Here is a 22,604-nt window from a genome sequence, read left to right as displayed (position 1 = left end):
GCCGTAAGGGCGTTCCGGGCACGGCGCGTACGCAAGGGAGGATCGAGGACTGATGGCAGGCAACTCGGACCCGCTCACGCCGCGGGCCAAGCTCGCCGTGACCGCGGGCAAGGCGGTCGCGGCGGCATCGCGCGCCGCGGGGCGGGGCAGTGGTTCGGTGATCGGCGGGAAGGTCGCGCTGCGGCTCGACCCCGACCTGCTCGCCCGGCTGGCCCAGCACCTCGATGTGACCCTGGTCTCGGCGACCAACGGCAAGACCACCACCACCCGGCTGATCGCCGAGGCGCTGCGGGCGGCCGGACCGGTCGTCTCCAACGCGCTCGGCGCCAACATGCCGGCCGGCATCACCTCCGCCCTCGCCGGCGGCTCGGACGCCCGGTTCGCGGTCATCGAGGTCGACGAGAAGTACCTCGCGGGCGTCGCCCGGGACACCGACCCCAAGTGCGTCGCGCTGCTCAATCTCTCCCGCGACCAGCTCGACCGCGCCGCCGAGACCCGGATGCTCGCCGAGCACTGGCGCGAGGGGCTGGCCGGCTCCAAGGCGGTCGTCGTGGCCAACGCCGACGACCCGCTGGTGGTGTGGGCGGCCTCCTCCTCGCCGAACGTCATCTGGGTGGCCGCCGGGCAGATGTGGAAGGACGACGCCTGGTCCTGCCCGTCCTGCGGCGGTGTGATGCAGCGCCCCGGCGACGACTGGTTCTGCGGCGAGTGCGGCTTCCGGCGGCCCACGCCGAGCTGGGCGCTCTCCGGCGACCACGTCCTCGACCCGCACGGCTCGGCCTGGCCGATCCACCTCCAGCTGCCGGGCCGCGCCAACAAGGCCAACGCCGCCTCCTCGGCCGCCGTCGCCGCCGTCTTCGGGGTGCCGCCGCAGGTCGCCCTGGAGCGGATGTACCAGGTGCAGGCGGTCGCCGGGCGCTACGACGTCGTGCAGTTCCAGGGCCGCGACCTCCGCCTGCTGCTCGCCAAGAACCCGGCGGGCTGGCTGGAGACCTTCTCCCTGATCGACCCGCCGCCCACCCCGGTGATCCTCTCGGTGAACGCGCGCGGCGCCGACGGCACCGACACCTCCTGGCTGTGGGACGTGGACTACACGCGGCTGACCGGCCACCCGATCTGTGTGATCGGCGACCGGAAGCTGGACCTCGCGGTCCGCCTGGAGGTGGCCAACCAGCAGTTCCAGGTGTGCGAGAACCTCGACCAGGCGGTGCAGCAGTGCCCGCCGGGCCGGATCGAGGTCATCGCGAACTACACCGCCTTCCAGGACCTGCGCCGCCGCGTCGGCAACTGACCACGAGACTCTCAGGGGACGTGAAGTGAGCGACAACCAGCTGCGGGTCGTCTGGGTCTACCCGGACCTGCTCAGCACCTACGGCGACCAGGGCAACGCGCTGGTCCTGGAGCGCCGGGCGCGCCAGCGCGGCCTGGACGTGGCGCGCCTGGACGTGCGCAGCGACCAGCCGATCCCGACCTCCGGCGACATCTACCTGATCGGCGGCGGCGAGGACCGCCCGCAGCGGCTCGCGGCCGAACGGCTGCGCCGCGACGGGGGCCTGAACCGGGCGGTGGGCAACGGCGCGATCGTCTTCTCGGTCTGCGCCGGCTACCAGATCATCGGCCACGAGTTCATCAACGACCTCGGCCAGCGCGAGCCGGGGCTCGGCCTGCTCGACGTGGTCTCGGTGCGCGGCGAGGGCGCCCGGTGCGTCGGCGACGTGCTCGGCGACATCGACCCGCGCCTCGGCCTGCCGCCGCTGACCGGCTTCGAGAACCACCAGGGCGTCACCCAGGTCGGGCCGAACGCCCGCCCGCTCGCCCAGGTGCGGTTCGGCAACGGCAACGGCACGGGCGACGGCACGGAGGGCGCGTACAACGACACCGTCTTCGGTACGTACATGCACGGCCCGGTGCTGGCCCGCAACCCGCTGATCGCGGACCTGCTGCTCAAGCTGGCCCTGGACGTGAACGCGCTGCCGCCGACCGACGACCGCTGGTACGAGGCGCTGCGCGCCGAGCGCATCGCCGCGGCCAAGGAGCCGGCCTGAGCCTTGGGGCGCGGCCCGTCTGACGGGTCATACGCACAGGTGAGCGCGTACGTCCACCAGGCGGACGCACGGTGCGGCGGCGGCCGGGGATGCCGCTAGGGTGGCGGGGAATCGTGCCGGACAGCGCAGTCCGGTCCCGTGCCACTCGAGAAGGTATTCCGGGCTATGCGCATTGGTGTCCTCACCTCCGGCGGTGACTGCCCCGGCCTCAACGCCGTCATCCGGTCCGTCGTGCACCGCGCCGTCGTCGACCACGGTGACGAGGTCATCGGCTTCCGGGACGGCTGGAAGGGCCTCCTGGAGTGCGACTGGCTGAAGCTCGACCTCGACGCGGTCAGCGGCATCCTGGCCCGCGGCGGCACCGTCCTCGGCTCCTCCCGGGTCCGACCCGAGCATCTGCGGGACGGCGTGGAGCGGGCCCGCGGCCATCTGGCGGAACTCGGTCTCGACGCGGTCATCCCGATCGGCGGCGAGGGCACCCTGAAGGCCGCCCGGCTGCTGTCCGACAACGGCCTGCCCATCGTCGGCGTGCCCAAGACCATCGACAACGACATAGCGGTCACCGACGTCACCTTCGGCTTCGACACGGCCGTGACGGTGGCGACCGAGGCCCTGGACCGGCTGAAGACCACCGCCGAGTCGCATCAGCGGATGCTGATCGTGGAGGTGATGGGCCGCCACACCGGCTGGATCGCGCTGCACTCGGGCATGGCGGCCGGCGCGCACGCGGTCGTCGTCCCCGAGCGGCCCTTCGACATCGAGGAGCTGGCCGCGAAGGTCGCGGAGCGGTTCGAGGCGGGCAAGAAGTTCGCGATCGTGGTGGCGGCCGAGGGCGCCAAGCCGAAGGCGGGCAGCATGGCCTTCGACGAGGGCGGCAAGGACGTCTACGGGCACGAGCGGTTCGCCGGCATCGCCCGCCAGCTCTCCGTGGAGCTGGAGGAGCGCCTCGGCAAGGAGGCCCGGCCGGTGATCCTCGGGCACGTCCAGCGCGGCGGCACCCCGACGGCGTACGACCGGGTGCTCGCCACCCGGTTCGGCTGGCACGCGGTGGAGGCGGTGCACCGCGGCGAGTTCGGGATGATGACCGCGCTGCGCGGCACCGACATCGCGATGGTGCCGCTGGCGGAGGCCGTGGAGTCGCTGAAGACGGTGCCCGCCGAGCGCTACGCGGAGGCCGACTGCGTCATCTGACCCCGGCTGTCGCGCCTGCCCCCGGTGACGTCCGTCGCCGGGGGCGGTTCTAGTCTGGTGCCGGACAGAGCGCGCTCAACCCCCACGAATCAGGAGCCGGCGGATGGATCACAGCGGGCACGGCATGACGATGGATCTGCCGCCGTTCACGCTGGGACGGGGCCTCGCCTGGTCGGCGGACCCCTTCTTCCTGATCGGCTGCCTGCTCGCCCTCGCGCTGTACGGATGGGGCGTTCTCCGGCTGACCCGGCGCGGCGACGAGTGGCCGGTGGGCCGCACCGCCGCCTTCGTCGTCGGGGTGCTCAGCGTCGCCCTGATGATGTGCACCAGGCTGAACGACTACGGCATGGTCATGTTCAGCGTGCACATGGTGCAGCACATGGTGATCAGCATGGTCTCCCCCATCCTGCTGCTGCTCGGCGCGCCGATCACCCTGGCGCTGCGCGCGCTGCCGCCGGCCGGGCGGGGCCGCAAGGGGCCGCGCGAGGTGCTGCTGATGCTGCTGCACAGCCGGTACCTGCGGGTGGTCACGCACCCCGCCTTCACCATCCCGCTGTTCATCGCGAGCCTGTACGGGCTGTACTTCACGCCGCTGTTCGACTTCCTGATGGGCTCGTCGGCGGGCCACATCGCGATGATGGTGCACTTCCTCGCGGTGGGCGTGGTCTTCTTCTGGCCGATCATGGGCGTCGACCCCGGTCCGCACCGGCCCGGCTACCTGATGCGGATGCTGGAGCTGTTCGCGGGCATGCCCTTCCACGCCTTCTTCGGCATCGCGCTGATGATGGCCTCCTCCCCCATGGTCTCCACCTTCGAGAACCCGCCCGCCTCGCTCGGCGTCGACGCGCTCTCCGACCAGAACGCGGCCGGCGGCATCGCCTGGGCGTTCAGCGAGGTGCCCTCGGTGCTGGTGCTGCTCGCGCTGGTCGCGCAGTGGTACGCCGCCGACAAGCGGCAGGCCCGGCGCTCGGACCGCCAGGCCGACCGCGACGGCGACAAGGAGCTGGCGGCGTACAACGCCTACCTGGCGTCGCTGAACACCCGCGGCTGAGCGTCCCCGACCCGACCCGCGTGGGCGCCCTTTCGGGCACCATGGAGGGGACGGTCTACGAGGAGGGTGTCGCGATGCCCGGTTCCACGGACGGTTCGACGAAGGCGATGGGGGCGCTCACCATCGGCGGCCTGGTGGTGGTGACGGCCTACACGGTGGCGCTCGGCAGCAACGGCTGGCTGTGGTTCGGGTGGGTGCTGCTCGGCCTGATCACGCTGGGAATGCTCGCGACGCGCAGCACCTGACCCGGTCAGCCGGGGCCCGAGTGGACGCCCGGCTGGTACTTCGGCAGCCGGGCGGTGATCCGCATGCCGGCGCCGACGGCCGTCTCGATGACCAGGCCGTGGTCGTCGCCGTAGACCTGGCGCAGCCGGTCGTCCACGTTGGACAGCCCGATGCCGCCGGTCGGGCTGGCCTCGCCGGCGAGGATGCGGCGCAGCAGGGCGGGGTCCATGCCGGCGCCGTCGTCCTCGATGACGACCAGCGCCTCGGCGCCGGCGTCCTGCGCGGTGATCTGGATGCGGCACCCCTCCGGCCTGCCCTCCAGGCCGTGCTTCACCGCGTTCTCCACCAGCGGCTGGAGGCACAGGAAGGGCAGGGCGACCGGCAGCACCTCGGGGGCGATCTGGAGGGTGACGGTGAGGCGGTCGCCGAAGCGGGCGCGCACCAGGGCCAGGTAGTGGTCGATGGCGTGCAGCTCGTCGGCGAGGGTGGTGAAGTCGCCGTGCCGGCGGAAGGAGTAGCGGGTGAAGTCCGCGAACTCCAGGAGCAGCTCGCGGGCCCGCTCGGGGTCGGTGCGCACGAAGGACGCGATCACCGCGAGCGAGTTGAAGATGAAGTGCGGGGAGATCTGCGCCCGCAGCGCCTTGATCTCGGCCTCGATGAGCCGGGTGCGGGACTGGTCCAGGTCGGCCAGCTCCAGCTGCACGGAGACCCAGCGGGCGACCTCGGCGGCGGCCCGGACCAGCACGGCGGACTCGCGGGGCGCGCAGGCGACCAGCGCGCCGAGCACCCGGTCGTCGACGGTGAGCGGGGCGACGACCGCCCAGCGCACGGCGCAGTCGGGGGTGTCGCAGCTCAGCCGGAGGGCCTCGCCGCGACCGGTCTCCAGCGGGCCGGCCAGCCGCTCCATGATCTCGTCGCGGTGGTGCGCGCCGGCGCCGTCCCAGGCGAGTACCTCGCTCAGGTCGGTCAGGCAGAGCGCGTCCGTGCCGAGCAGGGGGCGCAGCTTGCGGGCGGACCGGCGGGCGGTCTCCTCGGTCAGACCGGCCCGCAGCGGCGGGGTGGCCAGGGAGGCGGTGTGCAGGGTCTGGAAGGTGGCGTGCTCGACGGGGGTGCCGAGGTCACCGGGCCCGCGCGGCCGGGCGGTGCGCCGCCCCAGCCAGAACCCGGCGGCGAGCAGCGGCAGCACGGCGGCGACGAGCCCCGCCAGGAACCCGCTCACCCCACCACCCCCGCGCGCCGCTCCCCCGCACCCGGCCGGCCCCCGGCGCCCGGCAAGGGCAGCACGGCCACGTCAAACCCGGCCAGGAACCCGCTCATCCCGCCACCTCCCCGCACAGTTCCCCGGCGGCCGGCCGGCCCCCGGCGTCCGGCAAGGGCAGCACGGCCACGTCAAGCCCGGCCGGGAACCCGCTCATCCCGCCACCTCCCCGCACGGTTCCGCCGCATCCGGTCGGCCCCCGGGGCCCGGTCGGGACGGCATCGCCGCGACCAGGTCGGCCGAGCAGCCGTCCGTCCCGTGACCGCCGCGCACACCGTGCCCGGCCGGGAGCCGACGGCCGGCGGCCGGCAGACCCGTCACCGGCGCGACCGGGCCGGCGGGACGCCCCCTCACCCCGTCACCTCCGCACCGCGGTCCCCCGTGCCCAGCTCCTCCGGCAGGTGGCAGCGGGCGAGGATCGCCGCCGTGCCGGGCGGGACACGGCCGGGCGTGGCGAGGGAGACCAGCACCATGGTGAGGAAGCCCAGCGGCACCGACCACAGCGCGGGCCAGGCGAGCAGGGCGTGCGGGGTGCCGGAGCCGCCGGGGAGGCCGGCCATGGTGGCGGCGACGGCGAGCAGCGCGGAACCGCCGCCGACCAGCATCCCGGCCGCCGCGCCCGGCGGGGTCAGCCGGCGCCACCAGATGCCGAGGACCAGCAGCGGGCAGAAGGAGGACGCCGACACGGCGAAGGCGAGCCCGACCGCGTCGGCGACCGGGAGTCCGCCGACCAGGATGCTCGCCGCCAGCGGCACGGCCATCGCGAGGACGGTGCCGAGCCGGAAGTGCGGCACGCCCCGGGCGGGCAGCACGTCCTGGGTGACGACGCCCGCGACGGCCATGGTCAGCCCGGACGCGGTGGACAGGAACGCCGCGAACGCGCCGCCCGCGACCAGCGCGCCGAGCAGGTCGCCGCCCGTGCCGCCGATCATCCGGTCCGGCAGCAGCAGCACGGCGGCGTCGGCGTCGCCGGTGAGGGCCAGGTCGGGGGCGTAGAGGCGGCCGAGGGCGCCGTAGACCGGCGGCAGCAGGTAGAAGGCGCCGACCAGGGCGAGGACGGTGACGGTGGTGCGGCGGGCGGCGACGCCGTGCGGGCTGGTGTAGAAGCGGACCACGACGTGCGGCAGGCCCATGGTGCCGAGGAAGGTGGCGAGGATCAGCCCGTACGTGGCGTACAGGGGCCGTTCGGTGCGGCTCTCGGCGCGCGAGGGCGACAGGGCGTCGTCGGGGCCGGGTGCGGCGGCCGGGACGGGGGTGCCGGCGGCGAAGGTGAGGCGGGTGCCGGCCCGCACGCGGTGCGGGCCGGGGTCGAGGTGGAGGCGGGTGCCGTGGTGGGCGTAGCCGTCCACGGTGCCGTCGGCTGTGACGGTGAGCGGCCGGTCCAGGCGCAGGGTGAGGGTGTCGGCGACCGTCACGGCGCGCTGCTCGCGGAAGGCGGCCGGCTCCGCGAAGGCGCCGCCGGGTGCGCCGTCGCCCTGCCAGGCGAGGACCAGGAAGAAGGCGGGGACGAGCAGCGCGGTCAGCTTCAGCCAGTACTGGAACGCCTGCACGAAGGTGATGCTGCGCATGCCGCCCGCCGCGACGATGACGGTGACGACGACGGCGACGATCACCGCCCCCAGACCACCCGGGGCGCCGGTCAGCACCGTCAGGGTGAGCCCGGCGCCCTGGAGCTGGGGCAGCAGGTAGAGCCAGCCGACGCCCGCCACGAAGGCGCCCGCGAGGCGCCGCACCGGCCGGGAGGCGAGCCGGGCCTCGGCGAAGTCGGGCAGCGTGTAGGCGCCGGAACGGCGCAGCGGGGCGGCGACGAAGAGCAGCAGGACGAGGTAGCCGGCGGTGTAGCCGACCGGGTACCAGAGCATGTCGGGGCCCTGGACGAGGACGAGGCCGGCGATGCCGAGGAAGGACGCGGCGGAGAGGTACTCGCCGCTGACGGCGGCGGCGTTCAGCCGGGGCCCGACGGTGCGGGAGGCGACGTAGAAGTCGGACGTGGTGCGCGAGACGCGCAGCCCGAAGGCGCCGACCAGGACGGTGGCGAGGACGACGAGGGCGACGGCCGGGATCGCGTAGGCGGGGTTCATCCGCGGACCGCGGGAGCCGTCATCGGTCCTCGACCAGGCGGACGAAGTCCCGTTCGTTGCGCTCGGCCCGGCGCACGTACCAGCGGGCAAGGAGCACCAGCGGGGCGTACAGGGCGAAGCCGAGCACGGCCCACTCCAGGCGGCGGGCGGCGGGCAGGGCCGTGAACAGCAGGGGCAGCGGCCCGACCAGCAGGGCGAGGACGGCGAGCGCGGTGAGTCCGGTGCGCAGCTGGCTGCGGATCAGGGAGCGGACGTAGGTGTGGCCGAGGGTGGTCTGCTCGTCGATCTCGGTGCGCGGGCGGGCTCCGCCGGGGGCGCGGCGGGCGCGCCGGGGCGGTCCGGTGACGACGACGCGGCGGACGGCGGGGTCCTGCGGCACGCTCACGGCCTCCGCATCAGCAGGTCCCGCAGTTCGCGGGCGTGACGGCGGCTGACCTGCAGCTCCTCGCCGCCGACCAGGACGCTGACGGTGCCCGCGTCCAGGCGCAGCTCGCCGATGTGGCGGAGCGCGACGAGGTGGCGGCGGTGGATGCGGACGAAGCCGCGGGAGCGCCAGCGCTCCTCCAGGGTGGAGAGCGGGATGCGCACCAGGTGGCTGCCGGCCGCCGTGTGCAGGCGGGCGTAGTCGCCGCGGGCCTCGACGTGGGTGATGGCGTCGACGGCGACGAAGCGGGTGACGCCGCCGAGTTCGACGGGGAGGTGGTCGGGGTCGCCCTCGTGCACGGGGACGCGGGGGGCGGGGTCGCGGCGCTCGGCGGTGTGCAGGGCGTCGGCGCGGCGCACCGCCTCGGCGAGCCGCTCCCGGCGCACGGGTTTGAGGACGTAGTCGACGGCCTTGAGGTCGAATGCCTGGACGGCGAAGTCCTCGTGGGCGGTGACGAAGACGACCAGCGGCGGGCGGGCGAGCCCGGTGAGCAGCCGGGCGAGGTCCAGGCCGTCCAGGCCGGGCATCTGGATGTCGAGGAAGACCACGTCGATCGCGTCCGGCCCTTCGGGGCCCGAGTCCAGGGCGCGGTTGATGCGCCGCAGCGCCTCGGTCGCGTCCCCGGCGCCCTCCGCGGTGCCGACGCGCGGATCGGCGTTCAGCAGGTACACCAGCTCCTCGAGCGTGGGGCGTTCGTCGTCGACGGCGAGGGCGCGCAGCATGAACGTGGAGTGTAGGGCCCGGCCGGGCTGCTGCACACAGGCCGGGCGACGCCGTCCGCGCTGGATACAGTGCCCGCATGAGCAGCAGGCCCGCGCCGTTCGACGCACTCGACCGGAAGATCGTCACCGCCCTGATGGCGAACGCCAGGACGTCCTTCGCCGAGATCGGCGCGGAGATCGGGCTGTCGGCCACGGCGGTCAAGCGCCGGGTGGACCGGCTGCGGGAGACCGGGGTGATCACCGGGTTCACGGCGACGGTGCGGCCGTCGGCGCTGGGCTGGCGCACCGAGGCGTACGTCGAGGTGTACTGCGAGGGCGCGGCGCCGCCCCGGCGCCTCGCCGAGGTGGTCCGCGCGTACCCGGAGATCGCGGCGGCGATGACGGTGACCGGCGGCGCGGACGCCCTGCTGCACGTGCGGGCCCGGGACGTGGACCACTTCGAGGAGGTCCTGGAGCGGATCCGGGCCGAGCCGTTCATCCGGAAGACGATCAGCGTGATGGTGCTGACCCATCTGATACCGGACAGCCCCGAGGCGGGGGTGAGCCAGCCGGCGCCCGAGCGCGCACCGGACGTGCGCTGAGCGCCCCGAAGACGCAGCATCGTTGCGCGGACACGCAGGTGTCGTCGCTTGTCGGGCGCCGGTCGCGCTCCGTACCGTGGAGTGACCGCCAGTCACCGTCCGCGAGCGGAGGACCCCGCCGTGACCGCTGTGAGCCACTCCCCCGTGCCGCGCCCGCGGCGCTTCCTGATGTGCGAGCCCCGCTTCTTCGACGTCCGGTACGCCATCAACCCGTGGATGCACCCGGAGGCCCCCGTGCACGTCGGCCGGGCGCAGGCCCAGTGGCGGGCGCTGGTCGAGGCGTACCGCGCGCACGGCCACACCGTGGAGACCGTCGTGCCGGTGCCGGGGCTGCCCGACATGGTGTTCGCGGCGAACCACGCCCTCACGGTGGGCGGCCGGGTCTTCGGCTCGCTGTTCCGCGCGGCGGAGCGCCGTCCCGAGTCGGTGCCGTACACGGCCTGGTTCAAGGACGCGGGCTTCGAGGTGCAGCAGCCGGGGTCGGTGTGCGAGGGCGAGGGCGATCTGGTGCCGGTGGGCCGGTGGGTGCTGGCCGGCACCGGGTTCCGCACCACCCGGCAGGCGCATCATGAGGTGCAGGAGTACTTCGGGCGGCCGGTGGTGTCGCTGACGCTGGTCGACCCGTACTTCTACCACCTGGACACGGCCCTGTTCGTCCTGGACGACGGGCGGGACGGCGGGGACGGCCGCATCGCCTACCATCCCGGCGCCTTCTCGCCGGGCAGCCGGGAGGTGCTTGCCCGGCTGTACCCGGACGCGGTGCTCGCGACCCGTGAGGACGCGATGGCGTTCGGGCTCAACTCCGTCTCGGACGGGCGGCACGTCTTCGTCGCGCCGGGGGCCACCGCCCTGGCCGACCGGCTCGCCGGCCTCGGCTACCTGCCCGTGCCGGTCGACCTGTCCGAGTTCCACAAGGCCGGTGGCGGCATCAAGTGCTGCACCCAGGAGATCCGGGAGAACCCGTCATGACCGCACCCGCCCGCACCGCCCGCGGCTCCGCCGACCTGATCCGCGCCGAGGAGCCGGTCCTCGCGCACAACTACCACCCGCTGCCCGTGGTCGTGGCCCGCGCGGAGGGCGCCTGGGTGGAGGACGTGGAGGGCCGCCGCTACCTGGACATGCTGGCCGGCTACTCGGCGCTGAACTTCGGCCACCGCCACCCGGCGCTGGTCGAGGCCGCCCACCGCCAGCTGGACCGGCTCACCCTCACCTCCCGGGCCTTCCACAACGACCGGCTCGCCGAGTTCGCCGAGCGGCTGACCGGGGTGACGGGCACCGACATGGTGCTGCCGATGAACACCGGCGCCGAGGCGGTGGAGAGCGGCATCAAGGTGGCCCGCAAGTGGGCGTACGACGTGAAGGGCGTCCCCGCCGACCGGGCGACGATCGTGGTCGCGGCGGAGAACTTCCACGGCCGGACGACGACGATCGTCGGCTTCTCCACCGACGAGTCGGCCCGCGCGGGCTTCGGCCCGTTCGCGCCGGGCTTCCGGATCGTGCCGTACAACGACCTGGCGGCCCTGGAGGCGGCCGTGGACGAGACGACCGCGGCGGTGCTGATCGAGCCGATCCAGGGCGAGGCCGGCGTGAACATCCCCGACGACGGCTATCTGGCCGGGGTGCGGGCGCTGACCGAGCGGGCGGGGTGCCTGTTCGTCGCGGACGAGATCCAGTCCGGGCTCGGCCGGACCGGGTACACCCTGGCCGTCGAGCACGAGGGGGTGCGCCCGGACGTGGTGCTGCTCGGCAAGGCGCTGGGCGGCGGCATCGTGCCGGTCTCCGCGGTGGTGGGCCGGCGTGAGGTGCTCGGTGTGCTGCACCCGGGCGAGCACGGCTCGACCTTCGGCGGCAACCCGCTGGCCGCGGCGGTCGGCATCGCGGTGACGGAGCTGCTGGCGACCGGCGAGTTCCAACGCCGGGCGGCCGAGCTTGGCGTGGTGCTGCGCGAGGGGCTTGAGCGGCTGGTCGGGCGGGGTGTGGTGGGGTTCCGGGCACGCGGCCTGTGGGCGGGCGTCGACGTGGACCCGGCGCTGGGCACCGGGCGCGAGGTGAGCGAGCGGCTGATGCGGGAGGGCGTGCTGGTGAAGGACACCCACGGCTCGACGATCCGGCTGGCCCCGCCGCTGACGGTGGGCGCGGAGGAGCTGCGGGGCGCGCTCGGCGCGCTGGAGAAGGTGCTGGCGTCCTCCTGACGCCGACGGCCGGGGCCCGACGCCCGGGGCCGGGGGGTCATCCCTTCGGCCCCTCCGCATGACCGACGTCACTTCATAGGCCACAAGATCGGGGGTAGCGGTACGAGCTGAAGACGTACGACCGAGCGGCGCCCGAGGCTTCGCGCGCCGCCCGTGGAAAGGAACCCGCCACGTCCTCCACCGACCACGGCCCAGCACCCGACACGGCGGCCGTCCGGCGCCACCCGGCCCTGTTCCGGGCGATCAAGCGCCGGCAGAACCCACGGCTCCGCCGCTCGGACATCACGGTGACGGACGAGGCAGCGGTCCGTCGGGCAGTGAAGGCGGCCTCTCTGGGCAATGCCATGGAGTGGTTCGACTTCGGCATCTACAGCTACCTGGCCGCCACCATCGGCCGGGTGTTCTTCCCCTCCGGGAACGACACCGTGCAGCTGCTGTCGTCCTTCGCCACCTTCGCCGTCGCCTTCCTGGTGCGGCCGATCGGCGGCATGGTCTTCGGGCCGATGGGCGACAAGATCGGCCGCAAGAAGGTGCTCGCGCTGACGATGATCCTGATGGCGATCGGCACCGCCGCCATCGGGCTGCTGCCGAGCTACGCGGCCGTCGGCTTCTGGTCCCCGGTCCTGCTGATCCTCTTCCGCATGCTGCAGGGCTTCTCCACCGGCGGCGAGTACGGCGGCGCGTCCACCTTCATCGCCGAGTACGCCCCGGACAAGCGGCGCGGCTTCTTCGGCAGCTTCCTGGAGCTGGGCACGCTCGCCGGGTACACCGGGGCCGCGGGCCTGGTCACCGTGCTGACCGCGCTGCTCGGCGACGACGGCATGGACTCCTGGGGCTGGCGGGTGCCGTTCCTGGTGGCGGCGCCGCTCGGCATGATCGGCATCTATCTGCGGATGCGGCTCGATGACACCCCGGCGTACCTGAAGCTGGAGGACGCGAACGTGCCCGTCGCCGAGGCGGCGGACGCGGTGGAGACCACGGCGCGCGGCGACCTCGCCAAGATCTTCCGCACCCACTGGCGGCCGCTGGTGCTGTGCATCGCGCTGGTGGGCGCGTACAACATCACCGACTACATGCTGCTGTCGTACATGCCGACCTATCTCTCCGACGAGCTGGGCTACAGCGAGACGCACGGGCTGCTGATGCTGGTGATCACCATGGTGATCCTGATGCTGGTCATCAACCAGGTGGGCCGGCTCTCCGACCGCTACGGCCGCAAGCCGCTGCTGATGGCCGGCATGCTGGGCTTCCTGGTGCTCTCCGCACCGGCCTTCCTGCTGGTCCGGCAGGGCAGCCTGCCCGCCATCGCGGCCGGCATGCTGATGCTCGGCCTCTCCCTGGTCTGCCTGCTCGGCACCATGTCGGCGGCGCTGCCGGCGATGTTCCCGACCTCGGTGCGCTACGGCTCCCTGTCGGTCGGCTACAACATCTCGACGTCCCTGTTCGGCGGCACCACGCCGCTGGTGATCACGGCGCTGATCAGCCTGTCGGGCTCCGACATGGCACCGGCGTACTACGCCATGGCGGCGGCCCTGGTCGGTGTCGTCGCGGTGTCCGTGATGAAGGAGACGGCCCGCAAGCCGCTGGCCGGCTCGCCGCCGTCGGTGCAGACCGAGCAGGAGGCGGCCGAGCTGGTGGAGGCGCAGGCGCCGACGCCGAAGTTCTGACGCCAGGCATCCGGGACCGGGTCGGCTACGAATACCCTGCGCAGCCACTCGTCCCGGTGATCGGAGGGCGTCATGCCCACCACCGCACCGGCTCCGCCGGTCCTCGTCCGCCGACTCGCCCTGCCCGGTGACCGGCACACACCCGCCGTCGCCCGCCTGGCCGCGGCCCGCCTGCTGGAGCGGGCCGGCTGGCACGGAGCGCGTGCCCACGACGCCCTCCTCGTCGTGTCCGAGCTGGTCACCAACGCGGTGCGGCACGCCCCCGGTCCCTGCCTGCTCAGCCTCACCGAGCGGGACGGCGTCCTCGTCGTCGCGGTCTCCGACCGCGGGGAGGATCTGCCGCACCGCTGGGCCGAGGGCGGTGAGCGGGGCGGGTTCGGGCTGCCGCTGATCGAGCGGCTCGGCGGCCGGCTGACGGTGGTGCCCTCGCTGGACGGCAAGACCGTGCGGGTCCGGCTGGACCGCACGGAACAGGCCCCGCCGGACCGCACGGAACAGGCTCCACCGCCGCCCCCGCACGCCCGGACCGCCCTGCGGCCGGCATGAGGGGGTGCTCCCGTGTTCCTCGCCGCCACCCGGACCCGAGCCGCTTTTGCGGGCGGCCCGCTCTCACCGCAAGCTGAAGCGGTGGGCCCGGCGCGGACACCGGACAGCCGGGGCCCGGCCACGAGGGACTGGGAGCCGGACTTGTCGAAGGGACCCGAGAAGGACGCCGCCGGGCGGCTGCTCACCCGTACGGCCGCCGGGGACATGGGGGCGTTCACCGAGATCTACGACCTGTTCGCGGACGCCGTGATGGGCCTGTCCTGCCGCATCCTGCACGACGCGGCGCAGGCGGAGGAGGTCACCCAGGACGTGATGGTCGAGGTGTGGCGCACCGCGGACCGGTTCCGGCCCGAGCGCGGCTCGGCGCGGTCCTGGATCCTCACGCTGACCCACCGCCGCGCGGTGGACCGGGTCCGCTCCGCGCAGGCGAGCAGCGAGCGCGAGCGGCTGGCGGGCATGCTGGTGCGGGACCGGGCGTTCGACGAGGTCGCCGAGACCGTGGCCGACCGCGACGAGCACCGCCGGGTCTACCACTGCCTCGCCGCGCTGGCCCGGCTCCAGCGGGTGCCCCTGGTCCTCGCCTACTACCAGGGCATGACCTACGTCGAGGTGGCGGACTCCCTGGCCCTGCCCCAGGGCACCGTGAAGTCCCGGATGCGCGCGGGCCTGCGCCGGCTGCGCGAGTGCATGGAGACCGACCCGTGACCGCGGCCGAGCAGGAGCAGGCGCACGACCAGGTCGGGGCCTACGTCCTGCACGCGCTCCCGGCCGCCGAGCGGTCCGCCTTCGAGAACCATCTCGCGGGCTGCGCGGCCTGCCGCCAGGAGGTGGACGCCTCGGCGTCCGTGCTGACCCGGCTGGCCGGCACTCCGCTGCCCGAGGAGGGGGCACCGGTCACGGCGCCGCAGCGGGTGCGGGCCAGGGTGCTCGACCAGGCCGCCCTGATCGCACGGGAACGGGCGGGCCCCGCCCGGGTGACGGTGCCGCGCCGCGCCCGGCGCCGTGCTCCGGCGCTCGCGCTCGCCGCGACCGTGGCGGCGGCCGCGCTGGGCGGGGTCGCCGCGTGGCAGCGCTCCGAGGCGACGGACGCCCGGCAGCAGGCCGCCCGGACGGAGGGCGCGGCGCGGGAGGCCGCCGACCGGCTCACCTCGGTCCTGACGGCCTCCGACGCGGCGGTGCACACGGCCCGGCTCCCGGACGGGGCCTCGGTCGGGATCGTCGTCGCCGCGAGCGAGAACCGGGCCGCCTTCACCGCGCAGTCGCTGCCCGCGCTCTCCGGCGGCCGGGTGTACGAGCTGTGGTACGCGGCGGGGACCGAGCAACTGCGGCCGGCCGGGCTGGTGTCCGGCAGGGGCGGCGCGGCGATCCGGCTCATGGAGGGCTGGATCGGCGACGCGGTGGCGGTGGGCATCAGCGTGGAGCCGGCGGGTGGTTCGCAGCAGCCGACGACCCAGCCGCTCGCGGTGGTCCCCATCCGCGCGGCCGGCTGACGGGGCGGCGCACAAACTCCGCCGCCGGGGTCATACGCTTCCTCTGCTGCCTCGAATACTTGGTATGAGATTTACGGTTTTGACCCTTTCGAGGAAGCGCGCATGACGGCCAGGCCGGTCGCCACTCAGGGCCCGTCGGCGCCCGTGGCGACCGAGTCGGGCGCCGGTGGCCCGCCGGAGTCCGAGCTGGCCCGGGTCCTCGTCACCGTCCTGGCCGAGGCCACCGCCGCCCCGGCGGTCACCGCCGACAGCGACTTCTTCTCCGACCTCGGTGCCGACTCCCTGCTGATGGCCCGGTTCTGTGCCCGGGTGCGCAAGCACGAGGGCCTGCCGGCCGTGTCGATGCGGGACGTCTACCGGCACCGCACCGCGCGGACGCTCGCGGCGGCCATGGCGACGGACGCGCCCCCCGCCGAGGAGGCCGCTTTGGCGCCCTCCCCGTCCGTGGCAGCGGCGCCGGAGCCGGTCCGGCTCCGGGGCCGCGGCTCGTACCTGCTCTGCGCGGCGGTCCAGCTGCTGCTGTTCTGCGGATACGCCTGCCTCGTCGCGGTCATCAGCACCTGGGGCTACGAATGGATCTCCGACGCGTCCGGCGTCCTCGGCGCCTACCTGCGTTCGGCCGCCTTCGGCGGCGCCGCGCTGCTCGCCCTGTGCCTGCTCCCGGTGGCGGTGAAGTGGCTGCTGGTGGGGCGGTTCCGGCCGGAGCACCGGGTCGAGGTGTGGAGTCCGGGGTACGTCCGCTTCTGGCTGGTGAAAACGCTGGTGCGGACCGATCCGCTGGTGCTGCTGGCCGGTTCCCCGCTCTACTCGCTGTACCTGCGCGCGCTCGGCGCGCACGTCGGCAGGGGCAGCGTCGTGCTCTCCCGCCGGGTGCCGGTCTGCGCCGACCTGCTGTCCGTCGGCCGCAACTCGGTGATCCGCCGGGACGTGTACCTCAACTGCTACCGGGCCGAGGCGGGCGTCATCCGCACCGGGACCGTCACCGTCGGGGACGACGTGGTGGTCGGCGAGGCCACCGTCCTGGACACCGGCACCTCCCTGGGCGACGGCGCCCGGCTCGGGCACGCCTCCAGCCTGCACAGCGGCCAAGCGGTGCCGGCCGGGGAGCACTGGCACGGTTCGCCGGCCCAGCCGGCCGGCACCGTCCTGCCGCGCGTCCCGGACGCCCGGTGCGGCACGCTGCGCCGCGCCGTCCACTCCGTCCTGACCCTGCTCGCGGTGACCCTGGTCTACCTGCCGCTGGCGATCGGCGGGGTGGGCATCCTGCTCACCGGTGTGCCGCAGCTGCAGGCGGCCCTCGAACCCGGGCCGACGGCCCTGACCTCGGGGACCTTCTACACGGAGGTGCTGGGCCTGGCCGCCGTGGCCTTCTTCGGGGCGCTGCCACTCGGGCTGCTCTTCATCGCCGCGGTGCCCCGGCTGCTCGGCCGCGCGCTGCGCCCCGGCGCGGTGTACCCGCTGTACGGCGTGCGCCACGGGCTGCACCGGTTCATCGCGCTGACCACCAACCGCCGCTTCCTGACCCGCCTGTTCGGGGACAGCTCGGCCATCGTGCACTACCTGTCGGCCGCCCTCGGCTACCGGCTGCGACCGGTGGCGCAGACCGGGTCCAACTTCGGCACGGAGGTCCGGCACGAGACCCCGTACCTGGCCTCGGTGGGCACGGGGACGATGGTCGCCGACGGCCTGTCTCTGCTCGACGCCGACTACTCCGCCACCTCCTTCCGCCTCTCGCCGGTGACGATCGGACCGCACAACTTCCTCGGCAACCAGATCGCCTACCCGGCCGGGGGCCGCACCGGCGACAACTGCCTGCTGGCGACCAAGGTGATGGTCCCGGTCGACGGGCCGGTGCGGGAGAACACCGGGCTGCTCGGCTCGCCGCCCTTCGAGATCCCCCGCACGGTCCGGCGCGACACCGCCTTCGACGAGGTCCGCTCGGGACCGGAGCTGCGGAGGCTGCTGGCGGCCAAGAACCGGCACAACGCCGCGAGCATGGCGCTGTACCTGCTGGTCCGCTGGCTCTTCTTCAGCTGGGTCACGCTCCTTGCCACGGTGGCCGCCGAGTTGTACGCCCGGTACGGCGCGTGGCCGGTGGCGGCGGCGAATGTCGTGGCCGTGCTGTCCGGGCCGCTGTACTTCGTGCTCGTGGAGCGGCTGACGACCGCCAGGCACCCGCTGCGGCCGATGTTCCGCTCGATCTACGACCGGCGCTTCTGGTATCACGAGCGGTACTGGAAGGTGCCGAACGAGACCTATGTACGCGTGCTCGACGGCACCCCGTTCAAGAACGCCGTCATGCGGCTGGCCGGCGTCAAGATCGGCCGCCGGGTCTTCGACGACGGGTGCGGCATCACCGAGCGGGCGCTGACCACCATCGGCGACGGCTGCACGCTGAACATGGGCAGCCTGCTCCAGTGCCACTCCCAGGAGGACGGCGCCTTCAAGTCCGAGCGCTCGGAGCTGGCGGCCGGCTGCACGCTCGGGGTGCGGGCCTTCGTGCACTACGGCGTCCGGGTGGGCGAGGGCGCGGTGCTGGCGCCGGACAGCTTCCTGATGAAGGGCGAGACCGTGCCGCCGGCCGCCCGGTGGGGCGGCAATCCGGCCCGCCCCCTGCCCGCGCCCGGAGGTGACGCGTCGTGAACGCCCGTACCGCCCTGACCCCGTGGACCCGCGACCCTCGTCCGGGCCTGGCCGGCCACACCGAGGTGCTGCCCGCCGTCCTGACCGCCGCGCTGCGCGACACCGCCGGGCGGCTCGGGGTGGCGCCGACCGTGCTGGCCTTCGCCGCGCACCTGCGGGTGCTGGCGTCCCTGACCGGGGAGCCGGCGGTCCGCACCGGGTACGCGGGCGGGGTGTGCCGGGTGCCGGTCGGCGCGGCCGACTGGCGCGGGCTGGTCCGCGACGCCGACCGGGCGGTGTCCGCCGGGCCGGAGCCGGCCCCCGGAGCGCCGGGCGCCCGGGACGTCGTCTTCGCGCCCGGGAACCCGCCGGGACAGGGCGAACCGGGTCTCACCGTCTCCGTGACGGACGGGGCCGGGCCCTGGACGCTGCGCCTGCGCTACCGCACCGACCTGCTGGACGCGCCGGCCGCCGCCCGGATCGCCGGCTACCACCGCACCGCGCTGGCCCTGCTCGCCGCCGACCCGGACGGGCCGCAGGCGGAGCAGAGCCTGGTGACGGCGGCGGAGGCGCGCCGGCAGCGCGAGGAGCTGGCCGGTCCGGTGGTGCCGCTGCCCGACCGGCGGGCGCACGAGCTGTTCGAGGAGCGGGCGGCGGCCCGGCCCGGCGCGGTGGCCGCGGTGCACGGCGAGCGGCGGTGGACCTTCCGGGACCTCGACGTCCGCGCCAACCGGCTCGCGCACGCCCTGCTGGCCGCGGGCCTCGGCCCGGAGGACCGGGTCGCCGTGGTCCGGGAGCGCGACCTGGACTGGCTGGCCTCGGTCCTCGCCGTCCTGAAGGCGGGCGGCGCCTACCTCCCGGTGGAGCCCGGCTTCCCGGCCGACCGGATCGCCCGGATGCTGGAGCGGGCCGACTGCCGCCTGGTGCTGACCGGCGCGGGCGTCTCCCCCGGCCTGGACGCGGCGCTGGCCCGGCGCCCCGGCACCACGGTGCTGGACACCGCGGTCGCCGCCCGGACCGGCGACGCCGCCACGGACACCGCACCGGGCGTGCCGGTGGGGCCGGGACGGCTCGCCTACGTCTACTTCACCTCCGGCTCCACCGGCGAGCCCAAGGGCGCGATGTGCGAGCACGCCGGCCTGCTCAACCACCTGCTCGCCAAGATCGACGTCCTCGGTCTCGACGCGGGTCAGGCGGTCGCCCAGACGGCGCCCCAGTGCTTCGACATCTCCCTGTGGCAGCTGCTCGCCGCCCCGCTGGTGGGCGGCCGGACCGTGCTGGTCGACCAGGCGGCGGTCCTCGACGCGGACCGGTTCCTGGACACCGTCGAGCGCGAGCGGGTCAGCGTGTTCCAGGTCGTCCCCTCGTACCTGGACGCCGTGCTGCACGCGCTGGAGCGCCGGCCGCGCGAACTGCCGGACCTGCGCCGGGTGTCGGTCACCGGCGAGGCCGTCCGTCCGGAGCTGGTGCGGCGCTGGTTCGCCACGCGACCGGGCACGCCCCTGGTCAACGCCTACGGGCTGACCGAGACCAGCGACGACACCAACCACGAGCCGATGGACCGGCCCCCGCCGGACGACCGGGTGCCGCTGGGCCGCCCGGTGCGCAATGTGCGGGTCCACGTCGTGGACGGCCGGCTGCGTCCGGTGCCGCTGGGCGCGCCCGGCGAGATCGTCTTCTCCGGGGTGTGCGTCGGCCGCGGTTACCTGGGCGACCCCGACCGCACCCGCGAGTCCTTCCTGGCCGACCCCCTCGACCCCGGGGAGCGGCTCTACCGCAGCGGCGACCTCGGCCGCTGGATGCCGGACGGCAAGCTGGAGTTCCTCGGCCGCCGGGACGGCCAGGTCAAGGTGCGCGGCTTCCGGGTGGAGACCGGCGAGATCGAGAACGCCCTGCTGGGCGTGGCCGGTGTGCGGGACGCCGCCGTGGTGGTCGACCGGCCGCCCGGTGGGGCGGCACGCCTGGTCGCGCACTACGCCGGGCCGCGCCCGCTGGACGAGCGGGGGCTGCGCGAGCGGCTGGCCCGCCGGCTGCCCGCGTACCTGCTCCCGGAGGCCCTGTGCTGGCGGCCCGCGCTGCCGCTGACCGCCAACGGCAAGACCGACCGCAAGGCCCTCGCGGCGCTCGCCGCCCCCGACCCGGCACCGGCCGCCGTCGAGCCGCCGCGCGGCCCGGCCGAGGAGCGGCTCGCGGCGGCCTGGGCGGACGTGCTCGCCGTCCCCGCCGACCGGATCGGGCGCCGGGACCACTTCTTCTCCACGGGCGGCGACTCGCTGTCGGCGGTACGCCTCGCCGTCCGGCTCGACCGCCGCGTGACCGTCGCCGACATCACCCGCCACCCCGTGCTCGCCGACCTGGCGGGCCTGCTCACCGACCGTCCGGCCGGAACCCCGACCGGCCGCTCGACCAGCCAAGGAGCATGACGATGACGTCCTCCACTCCGCTCCGGCCCCCCGGCCCGCACGCCGGCGCACCGCCGCTGATCGGCGCCCCGCCCGGCGACCCGGGACCCTGGGCCGCCGCGCACCGGGACGACGTGCGCACCGCCCTCGCCAGGCACGGCGCGCTCCTGGTGCGGGGACTGGACCTCGGCACCCCGGACGAGGTGGCCGCGGTCGCCGACGGCCTCGGCGCCGTGCCGGCGCCCGAGCGCGAGGCACTGGCCGCCCGCCGGACCCACCGCGAGGGCGTCTACTCCTCGGCCACCTGGCCCCCGCACCAGCGGATGTGCATGCACCACGAGTCGAGCTACACCCTGGACCGCCCCGGCCTGCTGCTCATCGCCTGCCTGACCGCGCCCGACGAGGGCGGCGAGACCGGCACCGCCGACGCGGCGGCCGTCCTCGCGGCGCTCCCCGGCGGCCTGGTCCGCCGCTTCGAGACCGAGGGCTGGGTCCTCGACCGCAGCTACCACGAGGACATCGGCGCCGGCGTCGCCGACGCGTTCGGCACCGACGACCGCGCGGCCGTCGAGGCGTACTGCCGGGCCCAGGCCGTCGACTTCGCCTGGCGGGACGACGGCGGGCTGCGCACCCGGCAGCGGCGCGCGGCCGTGGTGCGCCACCCGGCCGACGGCCGGCGCTGCTGGTCCAACCAGGTCGCCTTCCTCAGTGAGTGGACGCTCGATCCGGACGTCCGCGAGTACCTGACGGACGTGTACGGCGCCGACGCGCTGCCGTTCACCACCCGGTACGGCGACGGGGAGCCGATCGAGGAGGAGACCGTGCGGCAGATCGAGGCGGTGTACGCCGACCACACGGCGCTGCACCGCTGGCGGGCCGGCGACCTGCTGCTGGTCGACAATCTGCGCACCGCGCACAGCAGGGAGCCCTACGAGGGGCCCCGGGACGTCGTCGTGGCGATGGCCGACCCGGTGCGCGTGCCCGCGTCCGGGGCGGCGGAGACCGCGTTCGGACCGGTCGGGGCGGGCCCGTCATGACCGCCGTCGGCGAACCGGTCACCGGCGCCCCGTCCTTCGCGGTGGTCCCCGGCGAGCAGGTCGAGCGCGCCCTGCGGGGCCGCGAGCGGGACCTGGTCGGCGTGGTGGAGGGCGCCTACCGGCTGCACGGCGCGGGCCGGTCGGTGAACCCGCCCTCGTCCTTCCTGCGCTTCGGCGACCGGCCGACCGCCCGGATCATCGCCCTGCCGGCCTCGCTCGGAGGGGACGTGGGGGTCGACGGCATCAAGTGGATCTCCAGCTTCCCCGAGAACACCGCCACCGGGCTGCCCCGGGCGTCGGCCGTCCTCATCCTCAACGACCCGGTGACCGGCTACCCGTTCGCCTGTATGGAGAGTTCCATCATCAGCGCGAGCCGCACCGCCGCTTCCGCCGCCTCGGCGGCCGACCGGCTCAGCCGGACCCGCGAACGCCCCCGGCGGGTCGGGTTCGTCGGCGCGGGGCTCATCGCCCGGTACATCCACACCTTCCTGGCCGCCACCGGCTGGGAGTTCGAGGAGATCGGCGTGCACGACACGTCCGCCGCCGGGGCCGCCGCCTTCCGCGACTACCTGGAGCGGACCGGCGCCGGCGGCCGGGTCACCGTCCACGAGGGCCCGGAGGAACTGATCCGGCACAGCGACCTGATCGTCTTCGCCACCGTCGCCGCCGCGCCGCACGTGCACGATCCGGCCTGGTTCGGGCACCACCCCGTGGTGCTGCACGTCTCGCTGCGCGACCTTGCGCCGGAGATCCTGCTCGACGCGGTCGACGTCGTGGACGACGTCGAGCACTGCCTGCGCGCCGAGACCTCACCGCATCTGGCCGAACGGCTCACCGGCGACCGGGAGTTCGTCGCCGGAACACTGGACGACGTGCTGACCGGGCGGCTCACCGTGCCGGCGGACCGCACCGTCGTCTTCTCACCGTTCGGCCTCGGCGTGCTCGACCTGGCGGTCGGCAAGTACGCCTACGACCGGGTGGCAGCCGCCGGTGAACTCCGGTTCGCCGACGGCTTCTTCCACGAACTGCGCCGCCACGGCTGAACCGCCCGGCACCGACATCCCGAGGAG

The 22,604-nt window shown here is 74.6% G+C and carries 20 protein-coding genes; 16 read left to right on the top strand and 4 right to left on the bottom strand.

Annotated features, from left to right (window positions below):
* Nucleotides 1-52: 52 nt before the first annotated feature.
* The 5 genes from ACGFZL_RS09500 (at nt 53) to ACGFZL_RS09480 (ending at nt 4,532) form a co-directional block, all read left to right on the top strand.
* Nucleotides 53-1,291: a MurT ligase domain-containing protein gene (locus ACGFZL_RS09500; RefSeq protein WP_355175739.1), complete on the top strand. Its 1,239-nt coding sequence runs from the start codon at nt 53-55 to the stop codon at nt 1,289-1,291.
* A gap of 25 nt (nt 1,292-1,316) precedes the next feature.
* The gene (locus tag ACGFZL_RS09495) at nt 1,317-2,045 is read left to right on the top strand and encodes a glutamine amidotransferase (protein WP_355175740.1); all 729 of its coding nucleotides are present in this window, start codon (nt 1,317-1,319) and stop codon (nt 2,043-2,045) included.
* A gap of 165 nt (nt 2,046-2,210) precedes the next feature.
* On the top strand, nt 2,211-3,236 hold the full coding sequence (locus tag ACGFZL_RS09490; RefSeq protein WP_355175741.1) for a 6-phosphofructokinase: 1,026 nt from the start codon (nt 2,211-2,213) through the stop codon (nt 3,234-3,236).
* Nucleotides 3,237-3,339: 103 nt separating this feature from the next.
* Entirely contained in the window at nt 3,340-4,287 is a 948-nt protein-coding gene (locus tag ACGFZL_RS09485) for a cytochrome c oxidase assembly protein (protein ID WP_393690308.1), read from the top strand.
* A gap of 20 nt (nt 4,288-4,307) precedes the next feature.
* Entirely contained in the window at nt 4,308-4,532 is a 225-nt protein-coding gene (locus tag ACGFZL_RS09480; protein WP_393690613.1) for a hypothetical protein, read from the top strand.
* Between the two features lie 5 nt (nt 4,533-4,537).
* Here ACGFZL_RS09480 and ACGFZL_RS09475 read toward each other — a convergent pair whose 3' ends face one another.
* From ACGFZL_RS09475 to ACGFZL_RS09460, 4 genes are all read right to left on the bottom strand, one after another.
* Nucleotides 4,538-5,731, bottom strand: a complete 1,194-nt coding sequence (locus ACGFZL_RS09475; protein WP_355175744.1) for a histidine kinase — start codon at nt 5,729-5,731, stop codon at nt 4,538-4,540.
* 389 nt (nt 5,732-6,120) lie between these two features.
* Nucleotides 6,121-7,851 carry a cation acetate symporter gene (locus ACGFZL_RS09470; RefSeq protein WP_393690307.1) on the bottom strand — a complete coding sequence of 577 codons (1,731 nt, stop codon included), beginning with the start codon at nt 7,849-7,851 and terminating at the stop codon, nt 6,121-6,123.
* Between the two features lie 19 nt (nt 7,852-7,870).
* Nucleotides 7,871-8,230 carry a hypothetical protein gene (locus tag ACGFZL_RS09465; protein ID WP_393690603.1) on the bottom strand — a complete coding sequence of 120 codons (360 nt, stop codon included), beginning with the start codon at nt 8,228-8,230 and terminating at the stop codon, nt 7,871-7,873.
* A gap of 2 nt (nt 8,231-8,232) precedes the next feature.
* The gene (locus ACGFZL_RS09460; RefSeq protein ID WP_355175746.1) at nt 8,233-8,997 is read right to left on the bottom strand and encodes a LytTR family DNA-binding domain-containing protein; all 765 of its coding nucleotides are present in this window, start codon (nt 8,995-8,997) and stop codon (nt 8,233-8,235) included.
* 77 nt (nt 8,998-9,074) lie between these two features.
* Between ACGFZL_RS09460 and ACGFZL_RS09455 the strand changes: the two genes are divergently transcribed.
* From ACGFZL_RS09455 to sbnB, 11 genes are all read left to right on the top strand, one after another.
* Nucleotides 9,075-9,578 carry an Lrp/AsnC family transcriptional regulator gene (locus tag ACGFZL_RS09455; RefSeq protein ID WP_393690306.1) on the top strand — a complete coding sequence of 168 codons (504 nt, stop codon included), beginning with the start codon at nt 9,075-9,077 and terminating at the stop codon, nt 9,576-9,578.
* Nucleotides 9,579-9,707: 129 nt separating this feature from the next.
* Complete coding sequence (gene ddaH / locus ACGFZL_RS09450; RefSeq protein WP_393690602.1) at nt 9,708-10,547, top strand: dimethylargininase; 840 nt, start codon at nt 9,708-9,710, stop codon at nt 10,545-10,547.
* Nucleotides 10,544-11,770 (top strand): ornithine--oxo-acid transaminase, encoded by a 1,227-nt coding sequence (gene rocD, locus ACGFZL_RS09445; protein ID WP_393690305.1) that lies wholly within the window; start codon nt 10,544-10,546, stop codon nt 11,768-11,770. The genes ddaH and rocD overlap by 4 nt, the downstream gene beginning before the upstream one ends.
* Nucleotides 11,771-12,114: 344 nt before the next feature.
* Nucleotides 12,115-13,437, top strand: a complete 1,323-nt coding sequence (locus ACGFZL_RS09440) for an MFS transporter (protein WP_393690304.1) — start codon at nt 12,115-12,117, stop codon at nt 13,435-13,437.
* A 72-nt stretch (nt 13,438-13,509) separates the two neighbouring features.
* The gene (locus ACGFZL_RS09435) at nt 13,510-13,983 is read left to right on the top strand and encodes an ATP-binding protein (RefSeq protein ID WP_393690303.1); all 474 of its coding nucleotides are present in this window, start codon (nt 13,510-13,512) and stop codon (nt 13,981-13,983) included.
* A gap of 141 nt (nt 13,984-14,124) precedes the next feature.
* Nucleotides 14,125-14,688 (top strand): ECF RNA polymerase sigma factor SigK, encoded by a 564-nt coding sequence (sigK, locus tag ACGFZL_RS09430; protein WP_393690302.1) that lies wholly within the window; start codon nt 14,125-14,127, stop codon nt 14,686-14,688.
* Entirely contained in the window at nt 14,685-15,473 is a 789-nt protein-coding gene (locus ACGFZL_RS09425) for an anti-sigma factor domain-containing protein (RefSeq protein ID WP_393690301.1), read from the top strand. Before sigK ends, ACGFZL_RS09425 begins: the two co-directional genes overlap by 4 nt.
* A 102-nt stretch (nt 15,474-15,575) precedes the next feature.
* Nucleotides 15,576-18,116, top strand: coding sequence for a Pls/PosA family non-ribosomal peptide synthetase (locus ACGFZL_RS09420; protein ID WP_393690300.1), 2,541 nt, complete (start codon nt 15,576-15,578; stop codon nt 18,114-18,116).
* Nucleotides 18,113-20,518, top strand: a complete 2,406-nt coding sequence (locus ACGFZL_RS09415; protein WP_393690299.1) for an amino acid adenylation domain-containing protein — start codon at nt 18,113-18,115, stop codon at nt 20,516-20,518. Before ACGFZL_RS09420 ends, ACGFZL_RS09415 begins: the two co-directional genes overlap by 4 nt.
* 2 nt (nt 20,519-20,520) lie before the next feature.
* Nucleotides 20,521-21,534: a TauD/TfdA family dioxygenase gene (locus ACGFZL_RS09410; protein WP_393690298.1), complete on the top strand. Its 1,014-nt coding sequence runs from the start codon at nt 20,521-20,523 to the stop codon at nt 21,532-21,534.
* Entirely contained in the window at nt 21,531-22,577 is a 1,047-nt protein-coding gene (sbnB, locus tag ACGFZL_RS09405; protein ID WP_393690297.1) for a 2,3-diaminopropionate biosynthesis protein SbnB, read from the top strand. Before ACGFZL_RS09410 ends, sbnB begins: the two co-directional genes overlap by 4 nt.
* Nucleotides 22,578-22,604: the final 27 nt, after the last annotated feature.

Source organism: Streptomyces sp. NPDC048182 (assembly GCF_043202555.1).
Classification (GTDB): Bacteria; Actinomycetota; Actinomycetes; order Streptomycetales; family Streptomycetaceae; genus Streptomyces.
Note: the sequence above shows the minus strand (reverse complement) of the source record. Positions and strands in the feature narration are given on the sequence as shown.